Below are 21,711 nucleotides of genomic sequence, written 5' to 3'. Positions count from 1 at the left end.
CTCAGCCTTAGCGCTGCACGATGGGACCCCATGACTGAAGAATTCCACCGGATCCGCCGCCTCCCGCCCTATGTCTTCGCAGAAGTCAACAAGGCCAAGGCTGCCGCCCGAGCGGCCGGTGAGGATATTATTGACCTCGGCATGGGCAATCCTGACAGCCCGCCCCCTCAGCATGTGATCGAAAAATTGCGTGAAACGATCGGCAATCCGCGCGTGCATGGCTATTCCGTCAGCCGCGGCATTCCCGGTCTGCGTAAAGCTCAGGCGGCCTATTATCAGCGCCGCTTTGGTGTCGATCTCGACCCTGAGAGCGAAATCATCGCCACCCTTGGCTCTAAAGAGGGGCTGGCTAATCTGGCCTCAGCGATTACGAGCCCGGGCGATACGATTTTAGTACCGAACCCCTCTTATCCGATCCATCAATTCGGCTTTATCATTGCCGGGGCGTCGGTGCGCTCTATCCCTGCCGAGCCGGGTGAAGCGATGTTGGAAGCCCTCCATCGCGCCGTGCGTCACTCTGTACCTAAACCTACCGCACTGATTATCAATTTCCCCTCCAACCCGACGGCCATGCAGGCCACGGAGGAGTTTTATAAGGAAATTGTTGCCTTCGCACGGCGGGAAAATGTCTGGATTCTGTCCGATCTCGCCTATGCTGAAATCTATTTTGGCGACACACCCCCACCTTCCATCCTCGCTGTGCCGGGGGCTAAGGACATTGCGGTAGAATTTACCTCCATGTCCAAAACCTACTCCATGGCTGGCTGGCGCATTGGCTTTGCTGCGGGCAATAAGCGCCTGATCCAAGCGCTCACCCGCATTAAGTCTTACCTTGATTATGGCGCTTTTACCCCCGTTCAGGTCGCCGCCGTCGCCGCTCTGAATGGCCCGCAAGATTATGTCGATGATATGCGCGCCCTCTATAAAGACCGCCGCGATGTGCTCATCAGCGGGCTCCATGCCGCCGGTTGGCACGTGCCAACCCCTGAAAGCTCTATGTTCGCATGGGCCCCCATTCCTGAAAAATTCGCTCATCTTGGCAGTATGGAATTCTCCAAAATGCTGCTCAAGGAAGCCAAAGTCGCCGTTGCCCCCGGTATCGGCTTTGGTGAGCATGGTGACGGCTTTGTGCGGATCGGCTTGGTGGAAAACACCCAGCGCCTTCGTCAGGCTATCCGCTCGATCAAAGCCTTCATGAACCATCACAATGCCGGCACGCCTTCATCTGCCGCGTCTTCTGATCCGTTAGGGAGCAAACCTCATGACAAACACTGATAGCGCCCCTCTTAAACGCTCACACTCCACCCCCCTCCGCTTGGGCATTGCCGGCCTTGGCACGGTAGGGGTTGGGGTGATCCGCCTCCTCCGTGCTCATGCCGAGCTGATTACTCAACGCACGGGGCGTTCTTTAGAGGTTGTGGCCGTCAGTGCGCGCAACCGCCAGCGTGATCGCGGGGAAGACCTCTCCGCTTTTCGGTGGCATGAAGACCCGATCGCCCTAGCGAGTGATCCAGAGGTTGATGTCGTGGTGGAACTGATTGGTGGGGCCAACAACCCCGCCCGCAAGCTGGTCACCACAGCACTGGAAAATGGCAAGGCCGTTGTCACCGCCAACAAGGCGCTCATCGCATTGCATGGGGACCATCTCGCTCGCCTGAGTGCAGAGCACAACGCCCCGCTTTACTACGAGGCCGCTGTGGCGGGCGTTGTCCCCGCTGTGAAAGTTGTGCGTGAGGCTCTCGCTGGCGATCAGCTCACCCAGCTTGGCGGCATCATGAATGGCACCTGCAACTTCATCCTCTCCGAGATGGAAGAAACAGGCCGTGCTTTTGGCGATGTCCTTAAAGAAGCGCAAGAAAAAGGCTTTGCTGAAGCTGACCCCTCCACCGATGTGGATGGATGGGACACCGCCCATAAGCTGGCCATTCTGACCGGTATTGCCTTCCAGCCAATCGACTTTGAAAGCCTTGAAGTCCGTGGCATTCGCGGTGTGACCAGCCCCGATATCGCCTATACCAAAGAGCTCGGCTATCGCATCAAGCTCCTCGGTGTGGCGCATCGTACACACGATGGCGGAGTGGATGCCTCCGTGCAGCCATGCCTCGTGCCGCTTAACTCCGGCCTTGCACAGGTTGGCGGGGCCTTTAACGCTCTGACCACCGTCGGAACCTTCAGCGGTGCCGTCACCCTCTCTGGCCAAGGAGCGGGCGAAGGCCCAACCGCTACCGCTGTGATGGCGGACTTGATCGACCTTGGTCGGGGCCATCATCTGCCGCTGTGGGGCCAAAAGCCACCTGAAAAAGCCGCGCTCTGTGTGCCGAGCGAGACGGTGGAAGGGGCCTATTATCTCCGTCTCCCCCTAGCGGACAACGTCACGGAAGAGAGCATCAACGCCCTGCTTGATGAGCATAAGGTTCCGCTCAAACAAGCCAGCCTGCGTAAAACAGACGATGGGTCTCTCCACTTCGTCAGCGTCACGCATCCTATCCTCGCGGGGACATTGCACGACGCCCTCTACGCCCTTGGCCGTCATAAAAGCCTCAGCGCGGCCCCATTGGCGCTCAAAATTGAGGATATGCCATGAGCACGGCGTCCTCCGTCCGCCCCTATCGCGTAACAGGACGCAATCTGGGGTTGGACCTCGCCCGTGTGACGGAAGCTGCGGCCATTGCCTCTGCCCGCTGGACCGGGCGGGGGCAAAAGAACGCGGCCGATGGTGCCGCCGTTCAGGCCATGCGGACCGCCTTTGACACGGTCGCCATTGACGGCACCGTGACCATCGGTGAGGGCGAGATGGACGAAGCCCCCATGCTCTATATTGGGGAGAAAGTCGGATGCGGTGGCGATGAAATGGACATCGCTGTTGATCCACTCGAAGGAACCAACCTCTGCGCCCGCAGTATGCCCAACGCCATTACGGTCGTCGCCTTGGCCGAACGTGGGAAGTTTTTGCACGCGCCTGATATCTACATGCAAAAACTCGCTGTAGGGCCGGGCCTTCCCGACGACCTCATCGACATTAACGCCTCTATTGAAGTCAATTTACGTGAGCTTGCACGGGCCAAAAAATGTGCTGTCTCCGACCTCACCCTCTGCGCCCTTGAGCGGGAACGCCATGAAGAACTCGTCGCAAAAACGCTCGAGGCCGGTGCCCGCGTGCGTTTATTAAGCGATGGCGACGTCGCCGGTGTTGTGGCCACCTGCATGCCGGAAAGCGGCGTCGACCTGTATGCCGGGAGCGGCGGCGCGCCTGAAGGGGTTCTCGCAGCCGCGGCTATTCGTTGCCTCCACGGGCAAATGCAAGGCCAGCTCCTCTTTGATGACGCTGCCCAAGCCGAGCGGGCACGTCAGATGAGCGAAGGCCGTGACCCGACCCGCACTCTCGCACTAACCGACATGGCGGATGGCCCGGTCTTCTTCTGTGCAACCGGTGTAACCTCGGGCGATATGCTCAAAGGGGTTGAGTGGCTCCGCAATGATTATATCCGCACACATTCGGTCATGATGCGCTCTGAAAGTGGCACCATCCGCTATATGGACACCTATCATCACGTGCAGCCGCGCGATTGACGAAAGAGCGCACGGCTCCATGCTGTGCGCTTCCTTGTAATTGTAAAGAAAAAGACCTGCACGGACAGCGTTACGGCTGCTTTGAGCATATTGCCATCGTCTCATCAAAAATAGAACAAGAGCGAGCATCCTGCTTTAAACCATTTAGGGTAACAGCTTTTTCAAAGCACTCTGAGCAAGTGAATCCCCTTGAGCTGCGGCCTTTTGAAACCACTCCACCGCTTTCTCATCATTCTGAGAAACGCCTCGCCCATAATAATACGTAAGCCCTAACTCATACTGAGCGCCTGCATTTCCTTGATCAGCGGCTTTTTGATACCACTCAACCGCTTTCTCGCCATTCCGAGGAACACCTCGCCCATAGGCATACACATATCCTAAATTATACTGGGCGGCAGCAGTCCCTTGATTTGCTGCTTTTTGATACCACTCAACTGCTTTCTCATCATTCCGAGGAACACCTCGCCCAACGCCATACATACTTCCTAAATTAGACTGAGCAACTGCATCTCCTTGATTTGCTGCTTTTTGAAACCACTCAACCGCCTTCTCATCATTCTGAGGAACACCTCGTCCATGAAGATACATATCCCCTAAAAATAACTGAGCTTTTACCTCTCCTTGGTCGACTGCTTTCTGAAACCATTCAACAGCTTTCTCGTCACTCTGAGGAACACCTCGCCCCACGTTATACATAAATCCCAAAACTGACTGAGCGTCTGCGTCTCCTTGATCGGCGGCTTTCTGAAGCCACTCAACAGCTTGCTCATCACTCTGAGGAACACCTCGCCCACGAAGATACATACCCCCTAAATTATACTGAGCCTTTACCTCTCCCCGATCGGCAGCTTTCTGAAACCATTCAACAGCTTTCTCGTCACTCTGAGAAACACCTTGCCCATAACGATACATAAGCCCTAGATGTGACTGAGCATCTGCATCTCCTTGAGCTGCGGCTTTTTGATACCACTCAACCGCTGTCTCATCATCTTGGGGAACACCTGCCCCCTCCTCATACATAAGCCCCAAATTTAACTGAGCGACGGCATTCCCTTGATCCGCAGCTTTTTGGAACCACTCAATCGCTTTCTCAGCATTCTGCGAAACCCCTCGCCCCGCGTTATACATAAACCCTAAATTTAACTGAGCAGCGGCATACCCCTGATCTGCGGCTTTCTGATACCACTCAACGGCTTTCACATCATCTTGGGGAACACCTTGCCCATGACGATACATAATTCCTAAATTATACTGGGCTTTGACGCCTCCTTGACCAGCGGCCTTTTGATACCACTCAACCGCTTTCGCATCATTTTGGGAAACACCTTGCCCCTTCACATACATAACTGCCAAATTTGACTGAGCATCTGCATTGCCCTGATCGGCAGCCTTTTGAAACCACCCAACGGCTTTCTCATCATTCCGGGGAACGCCTACCCCCTTCATATACATAACCCCTAAATTTGACTGAGCGGCGGCATACCCCTGATCCGCAGCTTTCTGGAACCACTCAGCCGCTTTCTCAGCACTCCGGGAAACGCCTCGCCCCTTGATATACATAAGCCCCAAATCATATTGGGATGTTGCGTATCGCTGATCAGCAGCCTTCCGGAACCACTCAACCGCCTCCGCGTCACTTTGAGGAATACCTTGTCCCTCCTCATACATAAATCCTAGCTCATGCTGAGCCTTTGCCTCTCCCTGATTGGCAAGCTGTTGCACCTTTCCTATATCTGAAGCTTCACACTGGACATGCACTAGGAAAAATCCTGCAATCATAAAAATGGTCGATAATATATTTTTCATCATATGATCCTTTTCATTTCTTCTTTAAAAAAACAGACACAAAACAAATACATGAAACACCATGTCCTGATAGGTTTTACGTGTCAATTTTCGTTTGATCGTGAAAATAGTATTATGAATGTTACTCAAAACCCCTCACATCTTGCCAGAAAGAGACGTTTCCCTCATGCTCTCAGCACAGACACTTCCCAGTCTCCCACGCATTTAACAGAGGCTCTTCATGCTGCCGAACGCCCCGCAGACGTCTACGTCCCACCCTACCGTGCTCCATGTGGAGCGCAGCGCGGGGAAGCGTCGTTGGGTCTGGCGGCACCCGTCCTTAGCGGAGCATGAAAACCGCATCGCCCTCCAGCTTGCCCAAAAGCTGGATATTGCCGAACTGCCCGCGCGGATCCTTGCTGGTCGTGGTTTAACCGCTGATGATGTGGCGCATTTTCTTGAGCCACGCCTCCGCACAGCGCTGCCCAACCCGTCATGTTTGATGGATATGGACCGCACAGCCGAGCGGCTTGCTGATGCGGTCGAAAAGCGTGAGACAATCGGGATTTTAGGCGATTACGACGTGGACGGAGCCTGCGGTACCACGTTACTCACCAGTGTTTTCCGTCAACTTGGCTGCACCGTTCATACGCATATTCCTGACCGTATTGAGGAAGGGTATGGCCCCAATATTCCTGCACTTGAAAACCTGATAACCCAAGGCAGCACGCTCCTCATCTGCGTGGATTGCGGCACCGCCGCCATTGATGTGCTGGATCATTTTGAAGGCCGTGTGGATCGGGTCGTTCTTGACCATCACAAACCAGACGGCGCGATGCTGCCCAAAGGCTTTGTGGTCAATCCCAACCGCCTTGATTGCCCGTCAGGCCTTGGGCATATCTGCGCCACCGCCGTGGCTTTCCTGACGGTCATTGCTCTGCGGCGTACGCTCAACCAACGCGGCTTTTTTGCCAAACATCCCCCTTTCGATCCGATGGCTTTGCTGGATCTCACAGCCCTTGCCACGGTGTGCGATGTCATGCCCCTTCGGGACATTAACCGAGCCCTCGTCTCCCAAGGGCTCAAGGTCATGAATGGGCGTAAGCGTCTAGGGCTCTCTAAACTCGCCGATGTCGCCGGCGTTAAAAATGACAGCAGCGCAATGAGCTGCGGTTTCGCCCTTGGCCCGCGCATCAATGCCGGGGGGCGCATTGGCAAAGCCGACCAAGGGCTTCGCCTGCTGCTCAGCACGGACGAAGGCGAAGCGCACCTGCTAGCGGAAGAGCTGGATGACGTTAACCGCAAGCGCCAAACTGTCGAAAGCCATATTCTGGACGATGCTGCCCGCCAAGCCGAAGCGCAAATTCAGACAGGCCACGCCGTTATCTTTCTTCACGGCGAAGGCTGGCATCCCGGCGTCGTAGGGATTGTCGCTGGACGACTGAAAGAGCGCTTTAACCGCCCTACCCTCGTTGGGGCCCTTAATGACGGAACCATCAAGGGGTCGGCCCGCTCTGTCCCGGGGCTCGACCTCGGCGCGGCCATTATCGCGGCCCGGCAAGCAGGCTTGCTCATCACAGGGGGAGGCCACGCCATGGCCGCCGGCTTCTCCGTAACTGAAGAGAACGTCACAGCCCTTCACAGCTTCCTTGATGAGCAGCTCAGCGTAGCCCAACACCGTCCACCGCAAGAAGACCTTCTTCTTGATGGGGTGATCTCCATCCAAGCGGCCACGCCAACGCTTGCCCGCCAACTCTCCCAACTCGCCCCCTTTGGCCCCGGGAATGAAGAACCTCTGCTCGCTATCAGCCATGTGCGCTGTGTCAAAGCTGACCGCATTGGCCGTGACGGCAACACACTCCGCGTGATCTTGCAGGGCGAGGACGGCTATAGCCGCCTCAAGGGTCTTGTCTTTCGTGCAGGCGACAAAGCCTTTGCTGAATTACTCGAAGACCGCTCTCAACCCCTGATCCATGTCGCCGGGCAATTACGGCTGGAATACTGGCAAGAACGAGAAAATTTAACTTTTTTCATTTTTGATGCTTTTTCCTGTTGACCGCCCCCGCCCTTTAGCCTATTAACCCCCTCAACGACATCGCCTCTATGTCCCGTTCGTCTAGAGGCCTAGGACACCGCCCTTTCACGGCGGCAACACGGGTTCGAATCCCGTACGGGACACCATTTTTTGAGACGATTTTCTCAGAAAATACAGAGATGTTGTGACTTCCCCCATAGTAATCATGACATTATCGTCAAAATTTTATACTGTATCAGAGCGTCTATAAGAGAACGGATACAGTATCATGCTCAATCGACCTAACGAGACCTCTTGAAATGAAGGGGACATCCGTTAAGGCGCATTCTCAATTTGGAAGAAAAAGCGTACATCTCACGCCGTGCCCGCATAATATTTCCTAATGGACGATGCGCCTCTAGACCATGCCACGGTGAAAACGACAGAGTGTCTTCCAAAAGATGCGCTCGCTCCTTTGACCATGCCTCCTGTGGTGGCACCGTAATGGTAGCAAGAGGGAGGTAAGGGTTGTTCTCTTCTGGCCAAATCTGCGACGCATCCTCGATGGGGTTCTCTGTTACATCCCGGCATAACTGCGCCCGCAACGTCCAGCTCCCCCCTTCAGTGCGAAACAGCTCCTCTAACGCATGACGAATAGCCAATGGGTCTTTATCAATGTCTAGCAGCTTGCCTTGCTGAGATTGAAAGCTTTCAGATGATGGAACAACATCAAACTTAGCCATATACCGCCCAAACCGAAGCGGAACCTGGCTAAAGAAACGATCGGCAACAGGAACAGAAGGAAGATATCCCCCCAAAATGCCGATTGTATCGTTTGAACACCCAAGACGCGTTAAGCGTTTTTGAATGACCCGTAAAAACTGTGACAGTTTGGCTTTCAGTCCTTCAAAACGGTCTGTCGTCAGTGCCAGAAGCCTCAATGTACGCAAAAATCCCTTTGCATCTGGCGCTGCAAAAACAGGGCCATTCACAAATAGGAAGTCCTGCACTGGCACCCCTTCATTATCGGGCAGTAATGGCCCTTTAACATCGTTGATTTTCAAAGCGAAGCCACGCGGCCCCGAGACGGCATCCCTCAGCGGATCTCCCGGAATAGCTGATAGACGAATAGCAACCGAATAGGTCTCAGGATGAGAGAATAGCCCTTGAGCGAGAGTCTCTGGAAGGTCATCATGGACACGAAGCGTCCCCTCCAGCAACGCATGGCTTTTGGCATGCACCCCACGCGCTGCCCACTCATGATCGCGATGGGTCGTAGAAATAATCTTATGAAACTCTTTCCGCAGCCCTTGATGAACCCTGCTTTCATCTGAAGAAATATGTTCGATACCGTCATGGTACATGATTGGGTTTTTCACGGTGATAATTCCCACAAAATATCAGATTAAACCGAGCGAGCACGCAACATATCGCGCAGGCAACGTGTAAAATTCTGTGCATTCTCACGGAGACGATGTATGTCACGCTCACTTAAACGAGAGTGACGAAGCAATTGATCAGGAATCGCCTGTGCTTTGTCGCGTAGGCTGCGGCCATGCTGTGTCAGCGTAATAATGACGCGTCTTTCATCATCTTTGCTGCGCTGACGCATAACATGACCACGTGCTTCCATCCGCTTAAGCAGCGGAGACAATATCCCGGTTTCAAACCCCAGCCGCGCACCAATCATCCCAACCGTGACCTCGCTTGTTCCGTCATGCTCCCACAGGACGAGCATGACCAAATATTGCGCATAGGTCAGGTTAAAAGGCTCTAAAAGAGGCCGATAAAGTCGTTGCAAGAGATTTGATGCTTCATAAAACGGGAAGCACACTTGCTCATCTAAACTGAGCCTATTCGGCGCTTCATCAGCCATCGCTTTATCCTTCTCATAGGAATGGAGTAAGAAACTCTTATTTATGTATTATCACATTATATATCATACAACATAATTGATAAAAAAGACTTATCGAGCATTTTTTAGGTTGCGTCAGCCTGTCACTCCTTGAACCTTGCCCTCAGATTTTCAACCAGATGACGATGTTTGTGAGCCCTTTTAGACAACTGACGTCAGGCTCATTTCGCCGTATTGGAATAACAGGGCGGGCTCCACGGTTCCAGATAGCGTTTCAGCACTCCTGAGAGGCATGGCTACGATCACAAACGACATACCTCGACGGGTTCCCTTTTGAACGAACATCCTCAATAAGAGGCTCCCAGAGGAACCAACTTTGATCAGAAAAAACGGTCTTACTCATAAGCATAGCTTGCCATAATAAATAAATATTATTTATGTATAAACATAGCCTCTACTTCCACTAATAATTCTTTTCGACAAATATCGGCAATAAATACGGGCGATTGCTTCACTGTCCCACCAAAAATATCCAGCATGGCTGCTTGGATAAGCGCACTATCTTTAGCGTGACGCACGTAAATTTTTAAACTTTGGCACGTCACTGAAGCTAGTTCAGGGAAGCGCTCGCTCGCTGTTTTTTGGAGGGTTTGGATATTTTCAACCATCACGGCTTGCTGTTCCGCCAATGTTTGCCCGACCGTTTCATGACCGATAATGCTTGCCGTACCGGACACATACAGTACCGCCTGCTGGTCACCAGCCATCACGGTTCCCCGTGCGAACGAAGGGGAACGACGCCCATAGCAACGTGGATAGCGATAAGCAGGTAACTGGCGCGGATTTTCTATATTGACCCCGCTTGTTTCACGATGAGCCAGCACATAGACTGCCACCCCGCCTGTTGATAGGCCAATCCCTGTTGCTGCGGGAAGGTCTGTCAGGCTAACACCCATCGCTTCAAAAGCCTGAGACCGTCCATAGCAAAAATCCCGGTACCGTTCTTCGCCTTGAGCATTATCGGCATTAATGGCCCCAAGATAATTCCACATCCGATAAAAATGGCCAAACCCCTTTGCACGGCATAAGGTGATAAGTGCTTCGTACCGTCTTTTGACCGCCTCACTCAGTTCTGGCTGATCATCGAGCCAAAAGCCCGCAAAAAGCACATCCCCCGCGCAACTCCACCCAATGCCATCATCAAGCCCAGCTTGGCGCTCATCTTCTGCGCGCTTCTCGTCTTCTCCAGACGTTATTGCAGCCGCTTGCCAGCATTCATAACGCGCCGGCTTGGGCCCCGGAAGATACATCCACACGCAGCCATCTTCCACGGAGAGTGTCGCTTCTTCACCACCATAACGCACAACCGCGAGCATCTTTTGCGTATTTTTAGGCCGCTCATGGCTGTAACAAGGAAGCATCACGTGACGAGAAGAAGAAAGCACTGCTTAAGCACGCCCCATATACGCACGGAAAATACCGCAGGAAACCTCACAACGAACATCGTGAAAGCCCGCATCTTTCATCGCCGTCATGATGTCTTGATACGGAACGCAATGGTCGATCGTATCCCAGTAATAATCCATCAAACGACGGCTTGCACGGGAGGCCGCCATACCAGAGAGAAACGGAACCACCTGCCCCAAATAAAGAAAGAGTAATTTCTGCATCAGGCGACTTTCTGCCCGACTGATCTCCAAAATTAAGACCTTCCCGCCCGGTTTAAGCACACGGTGATAAGATGAGAATGTCTTGTGCAAATCTGCCACATGACGCAGCGCGTACCCCATACTAAGGAAATCCATACTCTTATCCGCAAAAGGAAGGGCCATTGCATCCCCTTGCACGAGCTGAATGGGCAATAATCGACGGCATTGTTGGAGCATTCCCGGGCTCATATCCAGCCCAATAACATTCTCTGCCCCGGTAATGGCGACCGCTTCACGCGCAACCAACCCCGTGCCGACAGCGACATCCAACATTTTCTGTCCCGGTCGCAGCCCCGCCCGTTTCAGCATGCGTCGGCGATACCAACGCCCTGTGCCGAATGAAAATATGCTATTGATACGATCATAATGCGCTGCTGTTTCATCAAATAAACCACGCACAAACTCTTCACGTTCTTCTGGACGGCTATAAAAACGTGACAGAAAAGGATGAGGCGATTTTACGGGGTCTGGCATAGAAGACAATCGCACGCTCAAATAAAGTCAGCAAGGGAGAGAAGCATAGAGGCCTGTTTTCTCCAACGCAACAAAGCACATATTGGCTAATGTTTCTTCATAAAAACCATGTAACCAGCGCGCACATTCTGCCCTAATGTTGCATGATCAAAATGGCGAATAAAAAGACGCCGCACCGGAAGCTCAGCAAAAAACAAACAGAGAGCTACCCCTAAAGCACCACCTCCTAAAGGATAGTGCCACCAATGATGATGAGGGGCGAGAACCCATAAAAATACTGGGCCACAAGAGCAAGAACGAAAAACCCCACCCATCCCCATGTCAAACAGGTTGTGTAAACCTGCACGTCTCGTCGCAACGGGCCATGTACGCCCTCAGCCATTTGAGTGATAAGCGGGGTTTGGCCGGGACGCAGAGATAATGCAAAAATCGTCAGTGGCCCCCCCTAATGCAGCCCCATATAAGCAAAGCTGATCTACTATCCTCATCCATACTGGCGCCCACCACCCCGCAAGGCCCAACAGCACCACAATCAGGAGGCTTAAAAGCCACCATCGCCGGCGCATAGGGAGACCCCCCAGCAGTTGTAAGACTATCCCCATACTCACCCAAAGAGAGGGAGACCCGAGAAAAGAAGGCAGTGTCGTTACGAAAAGAATACCAATGCCTATAGAAGCGACACGCACCACCCCCAACAGCCGCCCTTGCTGGGTGACGCCTCCGATGATATGAAACGCTTAACTTTATTCTTCATCATGAGTTGACGGTTCCGTGACGACATCTTCCTCCTCTCCCCAACAATCCCCCTTTGAGGGCGAACTGGCCGTCCATCTAGTTGACGCCGTTCAGTTGGATATGGATCCTCAGGAGATCGACCCGACACGTCCTCTCTTCGGTGAAGGCCTTAGGCTGGACTTCATTGATGTGCTTGAAATCGCGTTGATGGTCAATACACAGTACGGCATCAAGCTTGCGTCCCATGACGAGAATAATCGCGAGATTTTCTACTCTCTGCGCTCTCTTGCCCAGTATATCGAAGCCCATCGTCCGGCACGATAACCAGATGCGCCCATGACCGCACGCGATGACCTTTCTCTTATCAGCACAGCTGAGCGGACTATTTTTATACCGCTACGGGGCCAATAACCGGCACACAACTCCTCTCCCACGCATGGGCATTGGCCGAGCGCTTACCAGACCAGCCTTTGGTCAACCTGCATGCGAACCTTCTTGACTTTACCGTCGTTTTCCTAGCGACCATTCTGCGTGGTCAGTCCTGCTTTCTATCAAGCCAGCAGGCTCCCTCACAGCTTTTAGCCCTACAGCGCGACCATAACGCTGTCTGTTCAGACCCCAACCTTCCTGACGGCCCGCAGGCCGTCACTCTTCCGCCCCTCTCAGAACTTAACGCGCAACGCTGGGACAATCCCGTTATCCCTGCCGAGACAATCGTTGCAGAAGTGTTTACATCTGGCAGTACAGGGCACGCCAAAAAACACCGTAAATGTTGGGGAGAGCTCGTTGCACGGAGCCACACTGCGCTGCCTCTTCTTGCCGTCACGCCGCACCATACCCTCCAAAGAACAACACTTTTAGGGACAGTGCCACCCTACCATATGTATGGGTTTGAAACGCTCATTCTCCAAAGCCTTCATACCCAGACCATAACCGCGAGCGGCCCCTGTTTTTTCCCCAGCGATATTGAAAAGCTCCTCGCTCACACACCAGCACCGCATACACTTGTCACAACGCCAGTCCATTTACGCTCCCTTACCGCAGCACGGGCGACGTTACCCAGCCTTGACCGCATCATCTCAGCATCGGCCCCTTTACCAGCGGACCTCGCCCGTCAGGCTGAGGAAGACTTTAACGCACCGGTCATGGAGATTTATGGGTCGACAGAAACAGGCTCTATTGCGTCTCGTCGCACCCTCAGTAACGCACCTTGGCGCCTCTATGATGGAACAACCCTTTCCCTAGACCCCACAGATAAGCAGCACGAGACCTTTCTCTTTAAAGCCCCTTACGCCACGCCTCATCCACTCAATGATGTTATCGCCTTAAACGATGATCAGCACTTTCATCTCATCGGCCGGAAAGGCGATATTCTCAAAATCGCAGGGAAGCGCACCTCCTACGCGGCCCTTAACAAAGCCTTAGTGCAGATAGAAGGTGTACTAGACGGCTGCTTTGCCCCTCTTTTAACAGAAGGTGAAACGGCAGGGTCCTTCCATGAACCGACACGCCTTCAAGCGTTTGTCGTGGCCCCCAGCCGCGATACCCACGCGATCATGAAAGCCCTCCGCCAGCATATCGACCCGCCCTTTATACCACGACGGCTTATCCCTCTCTCCGCTTTACCGCGCAATTCTGTTGGGAAGCTCACCCGCCAAACATGGGAAGCCTTGGTGAAGCGTTATATGGAAAAGCGCTGCTATGGCACCTTCAGCATTCCTGCCACGCATCCTGCCCTTCCGGGGCATTTCCCCGACAACCCCATTGTGCCCGGCGTGGTGTTGCTTGATGCCGTCTTTCACCGCCTTCAATGCGATGTCAGCATGGTGACATCTGTGAAGTTCCTCTCCCTTGTGCGGCCCGACCAACCGATGACGCTTTACGCAAACGCGATTGGAGAAAACACATATCGGTTCACACTTCACCATGCCGATGGGCGCGCTGAAGGAGGCACAATCGTGCAGGGGCGCGTTAAAGGCCTGCCTCAATGAGTGGCAATACGTGGCTGCGCCCTGAAAAAGGCAATCGGCTCACAGCCTATCTCCTTATAAAGATCACCAAACATCTTGGCCCACGGGTCGCGTCATGGTTACGCGGGCCAGCGACCCTTTATTATGCCATTTTTCACCCCGCAGTGCGGCGTGCCTCTTGGCGCTACTTAACCCATCTTTATAACGCCGGGAAGCTGAACCGCCGCCCTCATCCGCTCATGGTTCTGAGCCATATCTACGCGTACAGCACCAATGTTTTAGACCGCATTTTGCTGATAAGCGGGCGCTTTGATCCTACCAAAATCCAGTATAGCGGCACAGAGCATCTCCACGACGCCCTCCAACAGGGAAAGGGCTGTATCCTGATGGGGGCTCATATTGGTTCTTTTGACGCGCTCCGTCACTTTGGCCTGACAGCATCAGTGCGTTTTAGAATGCTGATGTATCGACGCTTTGTCGGCGCAACATCTCAACTTATTGAAACATTCGCCCCCAATTTCAATGCCGACATTATCGAACTCGGCCAGCCTGACAGTATGCTCACCACGGTGAACGCTCTCAAACAGGGTCAATTCGTCGGTATTTTAGCCGATCGTGCTCATAACCAAGGCCGCTCTCTTGCTATTCCCTTCCTCGGCCATAAGGCACCATTGCCTGCAGGCCCTTTCCAACTGGCCGCTCTGACAGGGGCTCCTGTCGTGCTCGTCTCGGCCTTGCGACAAAAAAATGGCTCTTACCATATTGCATGCGAGCCTCTTCTTGATACTCTTTTAACCAATAAAACCACGGCCTCTGTCAAGGCTGATCCAACCCCTCTTATGAGCCGATATGCTCAATGGATGGAGGGGTTGTGCCAACGTCACCCGTTCGCTTGGTTTAATTTTTTCGACTTTTGGGAAGAAGGTCTCTAACCCTATGTCTTGGCTCCACTCTCCACACGCTCTGCTGACCTTTCTCCTCCCTCTCTCGCTCACGCTGCCGTCTCCAGCACAGGCAGAAGCAGCGAGCACAACGCCCTCAAGCCCTCCTCCGGCCTCAACGCCATCGCTCACGCCGCAAGAAAGCTTGGCGGAGACCATTCTCTCCCATCTTGGGCAGGTGTCAGAGCGCGATAATCATTTCCGCGAAACCCATAGTGTGCACGCCCTGAAAGCGCCGCTTAAAAGCTCGGGTATTTTGCGGTTCCGCGCACCAGACCATATTGAGAAAATCACGACCGCGCCTATCCATGATACGTTGATTATGGAAGGCGATGTTGTGCAAATTCACCACGGTAAGGGCCCTGCACGCACGCTCCCCCTCCATGTCACCCCTGTGCTGGAACTGATGGCTGCCACCATCCGCGGCCCCCTCCAAGGCAATACAGCTCTGCTGAAACAGTTCTACAGCCTCTCAGCCCAAGGGGATATCGCCTCATGGACCCTCACCATGACGCCGCGCACGAGCGAGGTGGCCCATATGGTGCATATCGTGCAAATGACAGGCCATAATAACGCCATTGAGAGCATTCACCTCATTCAAGCCAATAATGACGTGACCGACACGATCATTACCCGCTAATGACCCGCAAACGCCTGCCTCTCCTCCTCGCTCTTCTTCTCTCCATCGTGATCGCAGCACTCACGTTTGCCTCTATTGGGCTGCGGATGGATATGCAGGCGTTTCTCCCCCGTCCTCATGATGCACGCTCGCATTTTCTTCTCGACGAAGTCACGCATGGGGCGAACCAATCCCTCATTATGGCGTCTATCACGACGCCTCACCCCCAAGACCTCCCCGTTATCGCCCAGCGCTTTCATCACGCGCTTGGCTCCACCGATCTGTTCAGCCTTATTTTAGATGGGCCTGCCGCGCTCAATACGCAAAAAGACCAAGCCCTTCTCTTTGCTCATCGCTACGGGCTGGCCCCACATGACCACACACGCACGTTCTCTGCCCCAGCCCTGAAAAATGATTTTGATCGTCTCTACGATTTATTACAAACAGCCGCGTCTCCCTTAGTCGAAGAAATCGGCTTTAAAGACCCCACGGGGGCCTATCCAGATACGCTTGCGACCCTGTCCACCACCACACAACCGGCCACGATGGACGGCTTCTGGGTAACGCCAGACCATCACAGCACGCTTATGCTGCTGCAACTGCGCCATACCAGCCTTGATACCGCGTCTCTCAAAAAGAGTTATCACCGCATCACAGACGCTTTCGAGCGTAGCCATCTTAACATACCCGACAGCCGCCTTACTCTAACGGGATCGCCCGTTTTCTCCGTCATGGCAGCGCACGCGCTCCGTCATGATATGGATCGCCTCGCCTTGCTCTCACTTCTCCTTGTCGCGGGGGTTCTGTATTGGCGTTTCCGTTCCCTTTGGGTGCTAGCCACCATTGCTGTGCCCTTCTTGCTTTCTCTCTCGGCCTCCATGCTGGTGCTCAAGCTCCTCTTCGGCTGGGTTCACGGGATCGCCCTCGGATTTGGGATGACCATGCTGGGCGTGTCGCTGGATTATCCCGTGCTCCTCCTCGGCCATCGTGACCGTGGCGAGGCGATCGCCGTTGTGCTCAACCGCATTGGCCCGAGCCTCAAAATGGCCGCCTTTACCGCAACCGTTAGCCTTTCCAGCATGATCTTTTGCGGCCTGCCGGGGCTTGTCCAGCTTGGGCTCTTCTCCGCTATCGGGATTATGACCGCCGCCTGCGTCACCTTATGGATTATGCCCGCCCTCGTTACACAAGCAGACCTCGCAACCTATCATCAAGGGCCGTCTCCCACCCTCCTGCGTTGGGAGGGCCTTCGGCGCTACCGCCATTTTTGTTGGCTGATCGCCCCGCCCGCTCTTGCTCTGCTGGTGCTCTGCCCTTTTAAAGCCGAACGTCAGGGCGAAGTGCTTAACCCTATTCCAGCGACGCTCCAGGCCCAAGACCGCACCCTCCGCCACCAACTGGGGGCGCCGTCCTTATCCGTCATCAGCGTGCTGCAAGGCACGAGCCGTGACCATGTTTTGGAAGACGAAGAACACCTTTTCGCACAGCTTCCCCCCTCCCTTTCACTCGAAGCTGCCGCCTCTCTTCTCCCCAGTCCGGCTCGTCAGGAAGAACGCCAACGCACCCTACCGTCTCGCGACACTCTCCAAGCGGCTCTCCAATCCACCGTGCCCAACTCGCCGTTCCAGCCCGACAGTTTTGCCGCCCTTCCGGGGGAGATCACCCACGCCCAAGCGCTGCCTCCCCTTACTCTGTCCGACTTGGACGGCACCGCGTTAGGCCATCGCCTTCAGTTCCTGCTTTTTGCCCGACAACAGCACTGGTATGGCGTGCTGCTCCCTCGCACCGATCACGCACGTCAGGTATTGATCGAACACGCCCAGCATGATCCCTCCCTGATGATAATCTCCCTCAAGACAGCCGTAGGCGACCTCTTACGCCCTCATATTGAGCGTGCTGCTTTGGGGCTTCTACTCGGCACGAGCCTTGCGTTGGGCGCTCTGCTCCTCTTTTTACGCAATACCCAGCGTGCTTGGCGTCTGACACTCACCTTAGGGCTCATCATGATCACCCTTTTGGCCATACTGCGCCTGCACACACCAATTTTTTCCATTATCCACCTCGTTGGTCTGGCCTTTGTGCTGGGTGTCGCGATAGATTACGCCCTCTTCTTCGGCCGCCCTCAGCTTGATGATGCCGAACGTACACGAACGCTCCGCACTCTCTTGACTTGTAACATCATGACCGTTCTCTCCTTCGGTATTCTCGCCAGTTGCGAGACGCCCCTTCTTCACGAACTCGGTTTGACCATTTCACTCGGCACCGCCCTCTCTCTTGGCACAAGCTTTCTGCTGATGGGCGCACGCCCCTCTCATCATGAGGAGCACCACACAGTATGAACGACCTCATCATCACAGCCGGCACCGCTGTAAGCGCCATGGGTCGCGGGGTTGATGCAACCTGCCAAACCTTACAAAGCACGCACACCACCCTTCAGCCAGACAACTTCCAACCCAATGGTCGCGGCTCCATCGGTCGCGTTGCCGGGATTGAAGACCATACCTTCCCCGATACCCTCGCCCTGTATGACTGCCGCAATAATCGCTTGGCTGACCAAGCCCTCACCAGCGATGGCTTTCTTGACGCTGTCGCTGAGGCACGCGCTCATTACGGCGCCCATCGCATCGGCATCGTTATGGGCACCAGCACGTCCGGTATTCTCAGTGCAGAAGAAGCCTATGCCGCTCGCCCAGCGGGGGAACTCACCCTTCCTGAAACGTTCCATTACAGCACCACGCAAGACCTCGCCTCGCTGCCGCACTTTGTCGCGGCTCGTCTGGGGCTGACCGGGCCAAGCCTGACAGTCTCCAACGCCTGCGCGTCCTCAACCCGCGCCTTTATTGACGCCGCGCATTTAATCACGAGCGGGTTTTGTGATGCTGTCATTGTCGGCGGGGCGGATAGCCTTTGCCGCATGACCCTTCAAGGGTTCGCATCCCTTGAGCTGATCGACCCAACCGTCACGCGCCCTTGTGACGCCACGCGGGACGGGATTTCCATCGGTGAAGCGGCGGGGTTTGCGTTGTTAGAACGCGCAGGCGCCCGCCCGCTCCCCACGACCATCGCCGGGTATCGCCTTCGCCTCCTTGGCTATGGCGCGAGCAGTGACGGCCACCATATGTCCGCCCCCGACCCAACAGGAGCCGGCGCGACACTGGCGATGACAAAAGCGCTGAAACGCGCCCAGCTTCGCCCTGATGACATTGGCTATATCAATATGCACGGCACCGGAAGCCGCGCCAATGATGCCATGGAGGATAAAGCGATGACCGCTCTCTTTGGCCCCCACACGCCCTGCTCTTCGACCAAAGGTTGGTCTGGCCATACACTCGGAGCGTCCGGCATTTTGGAGACGATGGTCTGTGCGATTGTGCTTAACCAGCATTTCCTCCCCCCGTGCATGAACAGCACAGACATTGACCCCACCTTCCACAGCGATATGCTCCTCACCCATCGCCACGCCGCGCCACAAATCGTCATGAACAATGCCTTTGGTTTTGGTGGCACCAATAGCAGTCTTATTGTAGGGACCATGGCATGATCATCACCATCAACAGTATTGGGGTCTGGGGGTCTGGCCTCAACGGATGGGACGCCACGCAAGCCATTCTCCGCGGGGAGCAGCCTCGGGTTGATGATACGCGCAAGCTTCCTCCGCCCTCGCTCCTTCCCCCCAATGAGCGCCGCCGCGCAAGCCAAGTGATCCGCCTTGCCCTCCTCTGCGCTCAAGAAGCTTGCCAAAACGGGCCTTATGAGGCCTCAGAGCTGCCAGCTCTCTTTGCCAGCTCGAACGGCGATGGCTTCATCATCAACCGTATTTTGGACGCGCTTGCTTCGCCCATGGGGGCGGTGTCGCCCTCCATGTTCCACAACTCCGTCCATAATGCCCCGGCGGGCTATTGGATGATCGCCCATCACTGCCAACAACCCGCCGTCTCTTTAGGTTTCCATAACGAGACCGTCGCCGCAGCGCTGCTGAAAGCCGCAACAGAAGCCTCGAGTGAGGAGACGCCCTTGCTCTTCTGTGCGTATGATGCGCCTATTCCCGGCTCGTTAGGCACTGTCCGCCGGACAGACCATCCCTTCGGCTGTGCCTTCGTGCTGACACCGGGCGCCCATGCAGGCCCGCAGCTTTCCCTCTCCTTACGCACCGACATAACGGAAACAGACCCAACCACACAGCTTCCGATAACGCTTCAAGACATGGCGCGCTATAACCCCGCAGGGCGTCTTCTGCCCTTACTGCACGCCATTGCGCACCATGAGAACCACACGCTGCACCTTCCCTATGGCCAGCACACCCTCACCGTGGAGCTTACCCATGCTTGACCGGAACGCCATCGCCCGCCTCATTCCCCACCAAGGAAAGAGCTGTTTGATCAGCGCCGTTTCACGCTGGGATGAGACAGAACTCACCGCTGTGACAGACGACCCCCGTGACCCAACCAACCCCTATCGCTCGCATGGAAGCCTCCCACCCATCATCGGGGTGGAAATGGCGATGCAGGCCGCCGCCCTGCATGGGGCGCTGACCTCTCATAATGTCCGGCCAGGATGGCTTGCCAGTATTCGTGAGGCCCATATACAGTGCAGCCGCCTTGATGAGCCCCATTGGGAGTCTTTAACCATAACGGTCATTCAAGAGCATAATGCTCCCACTGGGATGATCTATCGGTTCTCCCTTTATGCACCAGACGCACGAGAGCTTGTGAGCGGCTCTGGCACCGTTATGTTTCCGTAACCATCTTGTGATGTGAGGATTGCTCTATGTCTCAATCTCCCCTCTCGTGCGATGTTCTCATCATAGGAGGTGGCCCTGCAGGAAGCACAGCCGCCACCGTTCTGGCCCGCCAGGGGCTAGATGTCGTGATGATCGAGAAAGAACGCCATCCGCGCTTCCATATTGGAGAGTCCCTCCTCGCCTCTAACCTCCCCATCCTTAAAGAGCTTGGCGTGCTTGACGACGTCGCGGCGATGGGCGTTCATAAGCCGGGCGCTGAATTCGTTACCGATACGGGTGAAGGACGCCTCTCTTTTCCATTCCGCTACGCCATTGATCGCCAAGCCGATCATGCCTTTCAAGTGCGCCGGGCTGATTTTGACGAACTGCTGTTCCGCAATGCGGCAAAGGCCGGCGCCACCACCTGTGAAGAAACCCGCGTCACCACCGTGTCCTTCCCCCCCAATGGCCGCCCTTTGGTCGATGTCCGCACAAAAGACGGCGAGACGCGCAGCTACAGCCCGCGCTTTCTCCTCGATGCCTCGGGCCGTGATGCGCTCATGCTGCGCCAACATGGGAAGACATTTGCCGATCGTCGCAATAACAAAGCCGCTCTCTTTAGCCATTTCCGTCATGTGCCACGCGCCGAAGGGAAGGATATGGAGGGCTATATCTCCGTCCATCTCGTTAAAGGCGGATGGTTTTGGATGATCCCCCTTCCCGATGACATTATGAGCGTCGGTTTTGTGGGCGATCATGACAGTTTCAAAAATCATGGCGGCTCGCTTGAAACGCTCTTCTGGAAGCATGTGAATGCCAGCGAGAGTGTGCGCAAGCGTATGGAAAAAGCTGAAGCTCTGGCTCCTATTTCCACGACCGGTAACTATTCCTATAAAGGCGATAAAGCGTGGGGCGAGCGGTACTTCATCATCGGTGACGCGTTCGGCTTTCTCGATCCTGTTTTTTCCTCCGGTGTCATGTTGGCTATGAATGGTGCGCTGCGTGGGGCTAAGGTCGCACAGGCTTGGCTTAAAGACCCCAAGCATGGCCGTAAAGAAGCCCGCAAGGCTGAACGCCAGACTCGTAAAGAAATGCGTCTCATCGGATGGCTTGTGTACCGGATCAACGATCCCCTTTTGCGTTATTTCTTTATGCGTCCCAAAAACCATCCGCTGCGTATGCGTGACGCGATCATTGCGCTTCTCGCAGGGAATTTCTCGCCCTCATGGCGCGTTATGCTGCCCTTTAGGGCCTTCACCCTTGTGTTTTTTATCGCCAAGCATATTATCCGCCGCCCACGGTTCACATAACGTCGTACC

The 21,711-nt window shown here is 54.8% G+C and carries 18 protein-coding genes and 1 tRNA gene; 14 read left to right on the top strand and 5 right to left on the bottom strand.

Annotated features, from left to right (window positions below):
- Positions 1-30 precede the first annotated feature (30 nt).
- From GS535_RS10075 to glpX, 3 genes are read left to right on the top strand one after another with little or no spacing between them, the layout of a single operon-like run.
- On the top strand, positions 31-1,275 hold the full coding sequence (locus GS535_RS10075; protein WP_160792780.1) for an LL-diaminopimelate aminotransferase: 1,245 nt from the start codon (positions 31-33) through the stop codon (positions 1,273-1,275).
- Complete coding sequence (locus GS535_RS10070) at positions 1,262-2,584, top strand: homoserine dehydrogenase (RefSeq protein WP_160792781.1); 1,323 nt, start codon at positions 1,262-1,264, stop codon at positions 2,582-2,584. Before GS535_RS10075 ends, GS535_RS10070 begins: the two co-directional genes overlap by 14 nt.
- Positions 2,581-3,570, top strand: coding sequence for a class II fructose-bisphosphatase (gene glpX / locus GS535_RS10065; protein ID WP_160792782.1), 990 nt, complete (start codon positions 2,581-2,583; stop codon positions 3,568-3,570). Before GS535_RS10070 ends, glpX begins: the two co-directional genes overlap by 4 nt.
- A gap of 144 nt (positions 3,571-3,714) precedes the next feature.
- Here glpX and GS535_RS11180 read toward each other — a convergent pair whose 3' ends face one another.
- The gene (locus GS535_RS11180) at positions 3,715-5,379 is read right to left on the bottom strand and encodes an SEL1-like repeat protein (RefSeq protein WP_160799204.1); all 1,665 of its coding nucleotides are present in this window, start codon (positions 5,377-5,379) and stop codon (positions 3,715-3,717) included.
- Between the two features lie 217 nt (positions 5,380-5,596).
- On the opposite strand from GS535_RS11180, the gene recJ reads away from it, so the two are divergent.
- Both recJ and GS535_RS10050 read left to right on the top strand, forming a co-directional pair.
- Positions 5,597-7,411: a single-stranded-DNA-specific exonuclease RecJ gene (gene recJ, locus GS535_RS10055; protein ID WP_160792783.1), complete on the top strand. Its 1,815-nt coding sequence runs from the start codon at positions 5,597-5,599 to the stop codon at positions 7,409-7,411.
- A 49-nt stretch (positions 7,412-7,460) separates the two neighbouring features.
- A tRNA-Glu gene (locus GS535_RS10050) sits at positions 7,461-7,536 on the top strand.
- Positions 7,537-7,671: 135 nt separating this feature from the next.
- On the opposite strand, the gene GS535_RS10045 is transcribed toward GS535_RS10050, so the two are convergent.
- From GS535_RS10045 to GS535_RS10030, 4 genes are all read right to left on the bottom strand, one after another.
- Positions 7,672-8,748 (bottom strand): catalase family protein, encoded by a 1,077-nt coding sequence (locus tag GS535_RS10045; protein ID WP_202401669.1) that lies wholly within the window; start codon positions 8,746-8,748, stop codon positions 7,672-7,674.
- Positions 8,749-8,774: 26 nt separating this feature from the next.
- The gene (locus tag GS535_RS10040; RefSeq protein WP_160792784.1) at positions 8,775-9,245 is read right to left on the bottom strand and encodes a MarR family winged helix-turn-helix transcriptional regulator; all 471 of its coding nucleotides are present in this window, start codon (positions 9,243-9,245) and stop codon (positions 8,775-8,777) included.
- Between the two features lie 410 nt (positions 9,246-9,655).
- Positions 9,656-10,669 (bottom strand): hypothetical protein, encoded by a 1,014-nt coding sequence (locus tag GS535_RS10035; protein ID WP_160792785.1) that lies wholly within the window; start codon positions 10,667-10,669, stop codon positions 9,656-9,658.
- A 3-nt stretch (positions 10,670-10,672) separates the two neighbouring features.
- Complete coding sequence (locus GS535_RS10030; protein WP_370518173.1) at positions 10,673-11,422, bottom strand: class I SAM-dependent methyltransferase; 750 nt, start codon at positions 11,420-11,422, stop codon at positions 10,673-10,675.
- 756 nt (positions 11,423-12,178) lie between these two features.
- Here GS535_RS10030 and GS535_RS10025 point away from each other — a divergent pair.
- The 9 genes from GS535_RS10025 (at position 12,179) to GS535_RS09985 (ending at position 21,702) form a co-directional block, all read left to right on the top strand.
- On the top strand, positions 12,179-12,466 hold the full coding sequence (locus GS535_RS10025) for a phosphopantetheine-binding protein (RefSeq protein WP_160792787.1): 288 nt from the start codon (positions 12,179-12,181) through the stop codon (positions 12,464-12,466).
- Positions 12,467-12,585: 119 nt separating this feature from the next.
- The gene (locus tag GS535_RS10020) at positions 12,586-14,133 is read left to right on the top strand and encodes an AMP-binding protein (protein ID WP_160792788.1); all 1,548 of its coding nucleotides are present in this window, start codon (positions 12,586-12,588) and stop codon (positions 14,131-14,133) included.
- Positions 14,130-15,044: an acyltransferase gene (locus GS535_RS10015; RefSeq protein WP_160792789.1), complete on the top strand. Its 915-nt coding sequence runs from the start codon at positions 14,130-14,132 to the stop codon at positions 15,042-15,044. The genes GS535_RS10020 and GS535_RS10015 overlap by 4 nt, the downstream gene beginning before the upstream one ends.
- 4 nt (positions 15,045-15,048) lie before the next feature.
- Complete coding sequence (locus GS535_RS10010; RefSeq protein WP_160792790.1) at positions 15,049-15,693, top strand: LolA-related protein; 645 nt, start codon at positions 15,049-15,051, stop codon at positions 15,691-15,693.
- A complete protein-coding gene (locus GS535_RS10005; protein ID WP_160792791.1) occupies positions 15,693-18,011 on the top strand; it encodes an MMPL family transporter in 2,319 nt (772 codons plus the stop codon). The genes GS535_RS10010 and GS535_RS10005 overlap by 1 nt, the downstream gene beginning before the upstream one ends.
- Complete coding sequence (locus GS535_RS10000; RefSeq protein WP_160792792.1) at positions 18,008-19,213, top strand: beta-ketoacyl-[acyl-carrier-protein] synthase family protein; 1,206 nt, start codon at positions 18,008-18,010, stop codon at positions 19,211-19,213. The genes GS535_RS10005 and GS535_RS10000 overlap by 4 nt, the downstream gene beginning before the upstream one ends.
- On the top strand, positions 19,210-20,001 hold the full coding sequence (locus tag GS535_RS09995; RefSeq protein ID WP_160792793.1) for a beta-ketoacyl synthase chain length factor: 792 nt from the start codon (positions 19,210-19,212) through the stop codon (positions 19,999-20,001). Before GS535_RS10000 ends, GS535_RS09995 begins: the two co-directional genes overlap by 4 nt.
- Entirely contained in the window at positions 19,994-20,413 is a 420-nt protein-coding gene (locus tag GS535_RS09990; protein WP_160792794.1) for a phosphotransferase, read from the top strand. The genes GS535_RS09995 and GS535_RS09990 overlap by 8 nt, the downstream gene beginning before the upstream one ends.
- 26 nt (positions 20,414-20,439) lie before the next feature.
- The gene (locus tag GS535_RS09985) at positions 20,440-21,702 is read left to right on the top strand and encodes an NAD(P)/FAD-dependent oxidoreductase (protein ID WP_160792795.1); all 1,263 of its coding nucleotides are present in this window, start codon (positions 20,440-20,442) and stop codon (positions 21,700-21,702) included.
- The last annotated feature ends 9 nt before the right edge of the window (positions 21,703-21,711 follow it).

It is taken from the genome of Saccharibacter sp. EH611 (assembly GCF_009834765.1).
In the GTDB taxonomy this organism is placed as follows: Bacteria; Pseudomonadota; Alphaproteobacteria; order Acetobacterales; family Acetobacteraceae; genus Saccharibacter.
The sequence above is the reverse complement of the archived record's forward strand: the minus strand, read 5'-3'. Positions and strand labels throughout refer to the sequence as shown.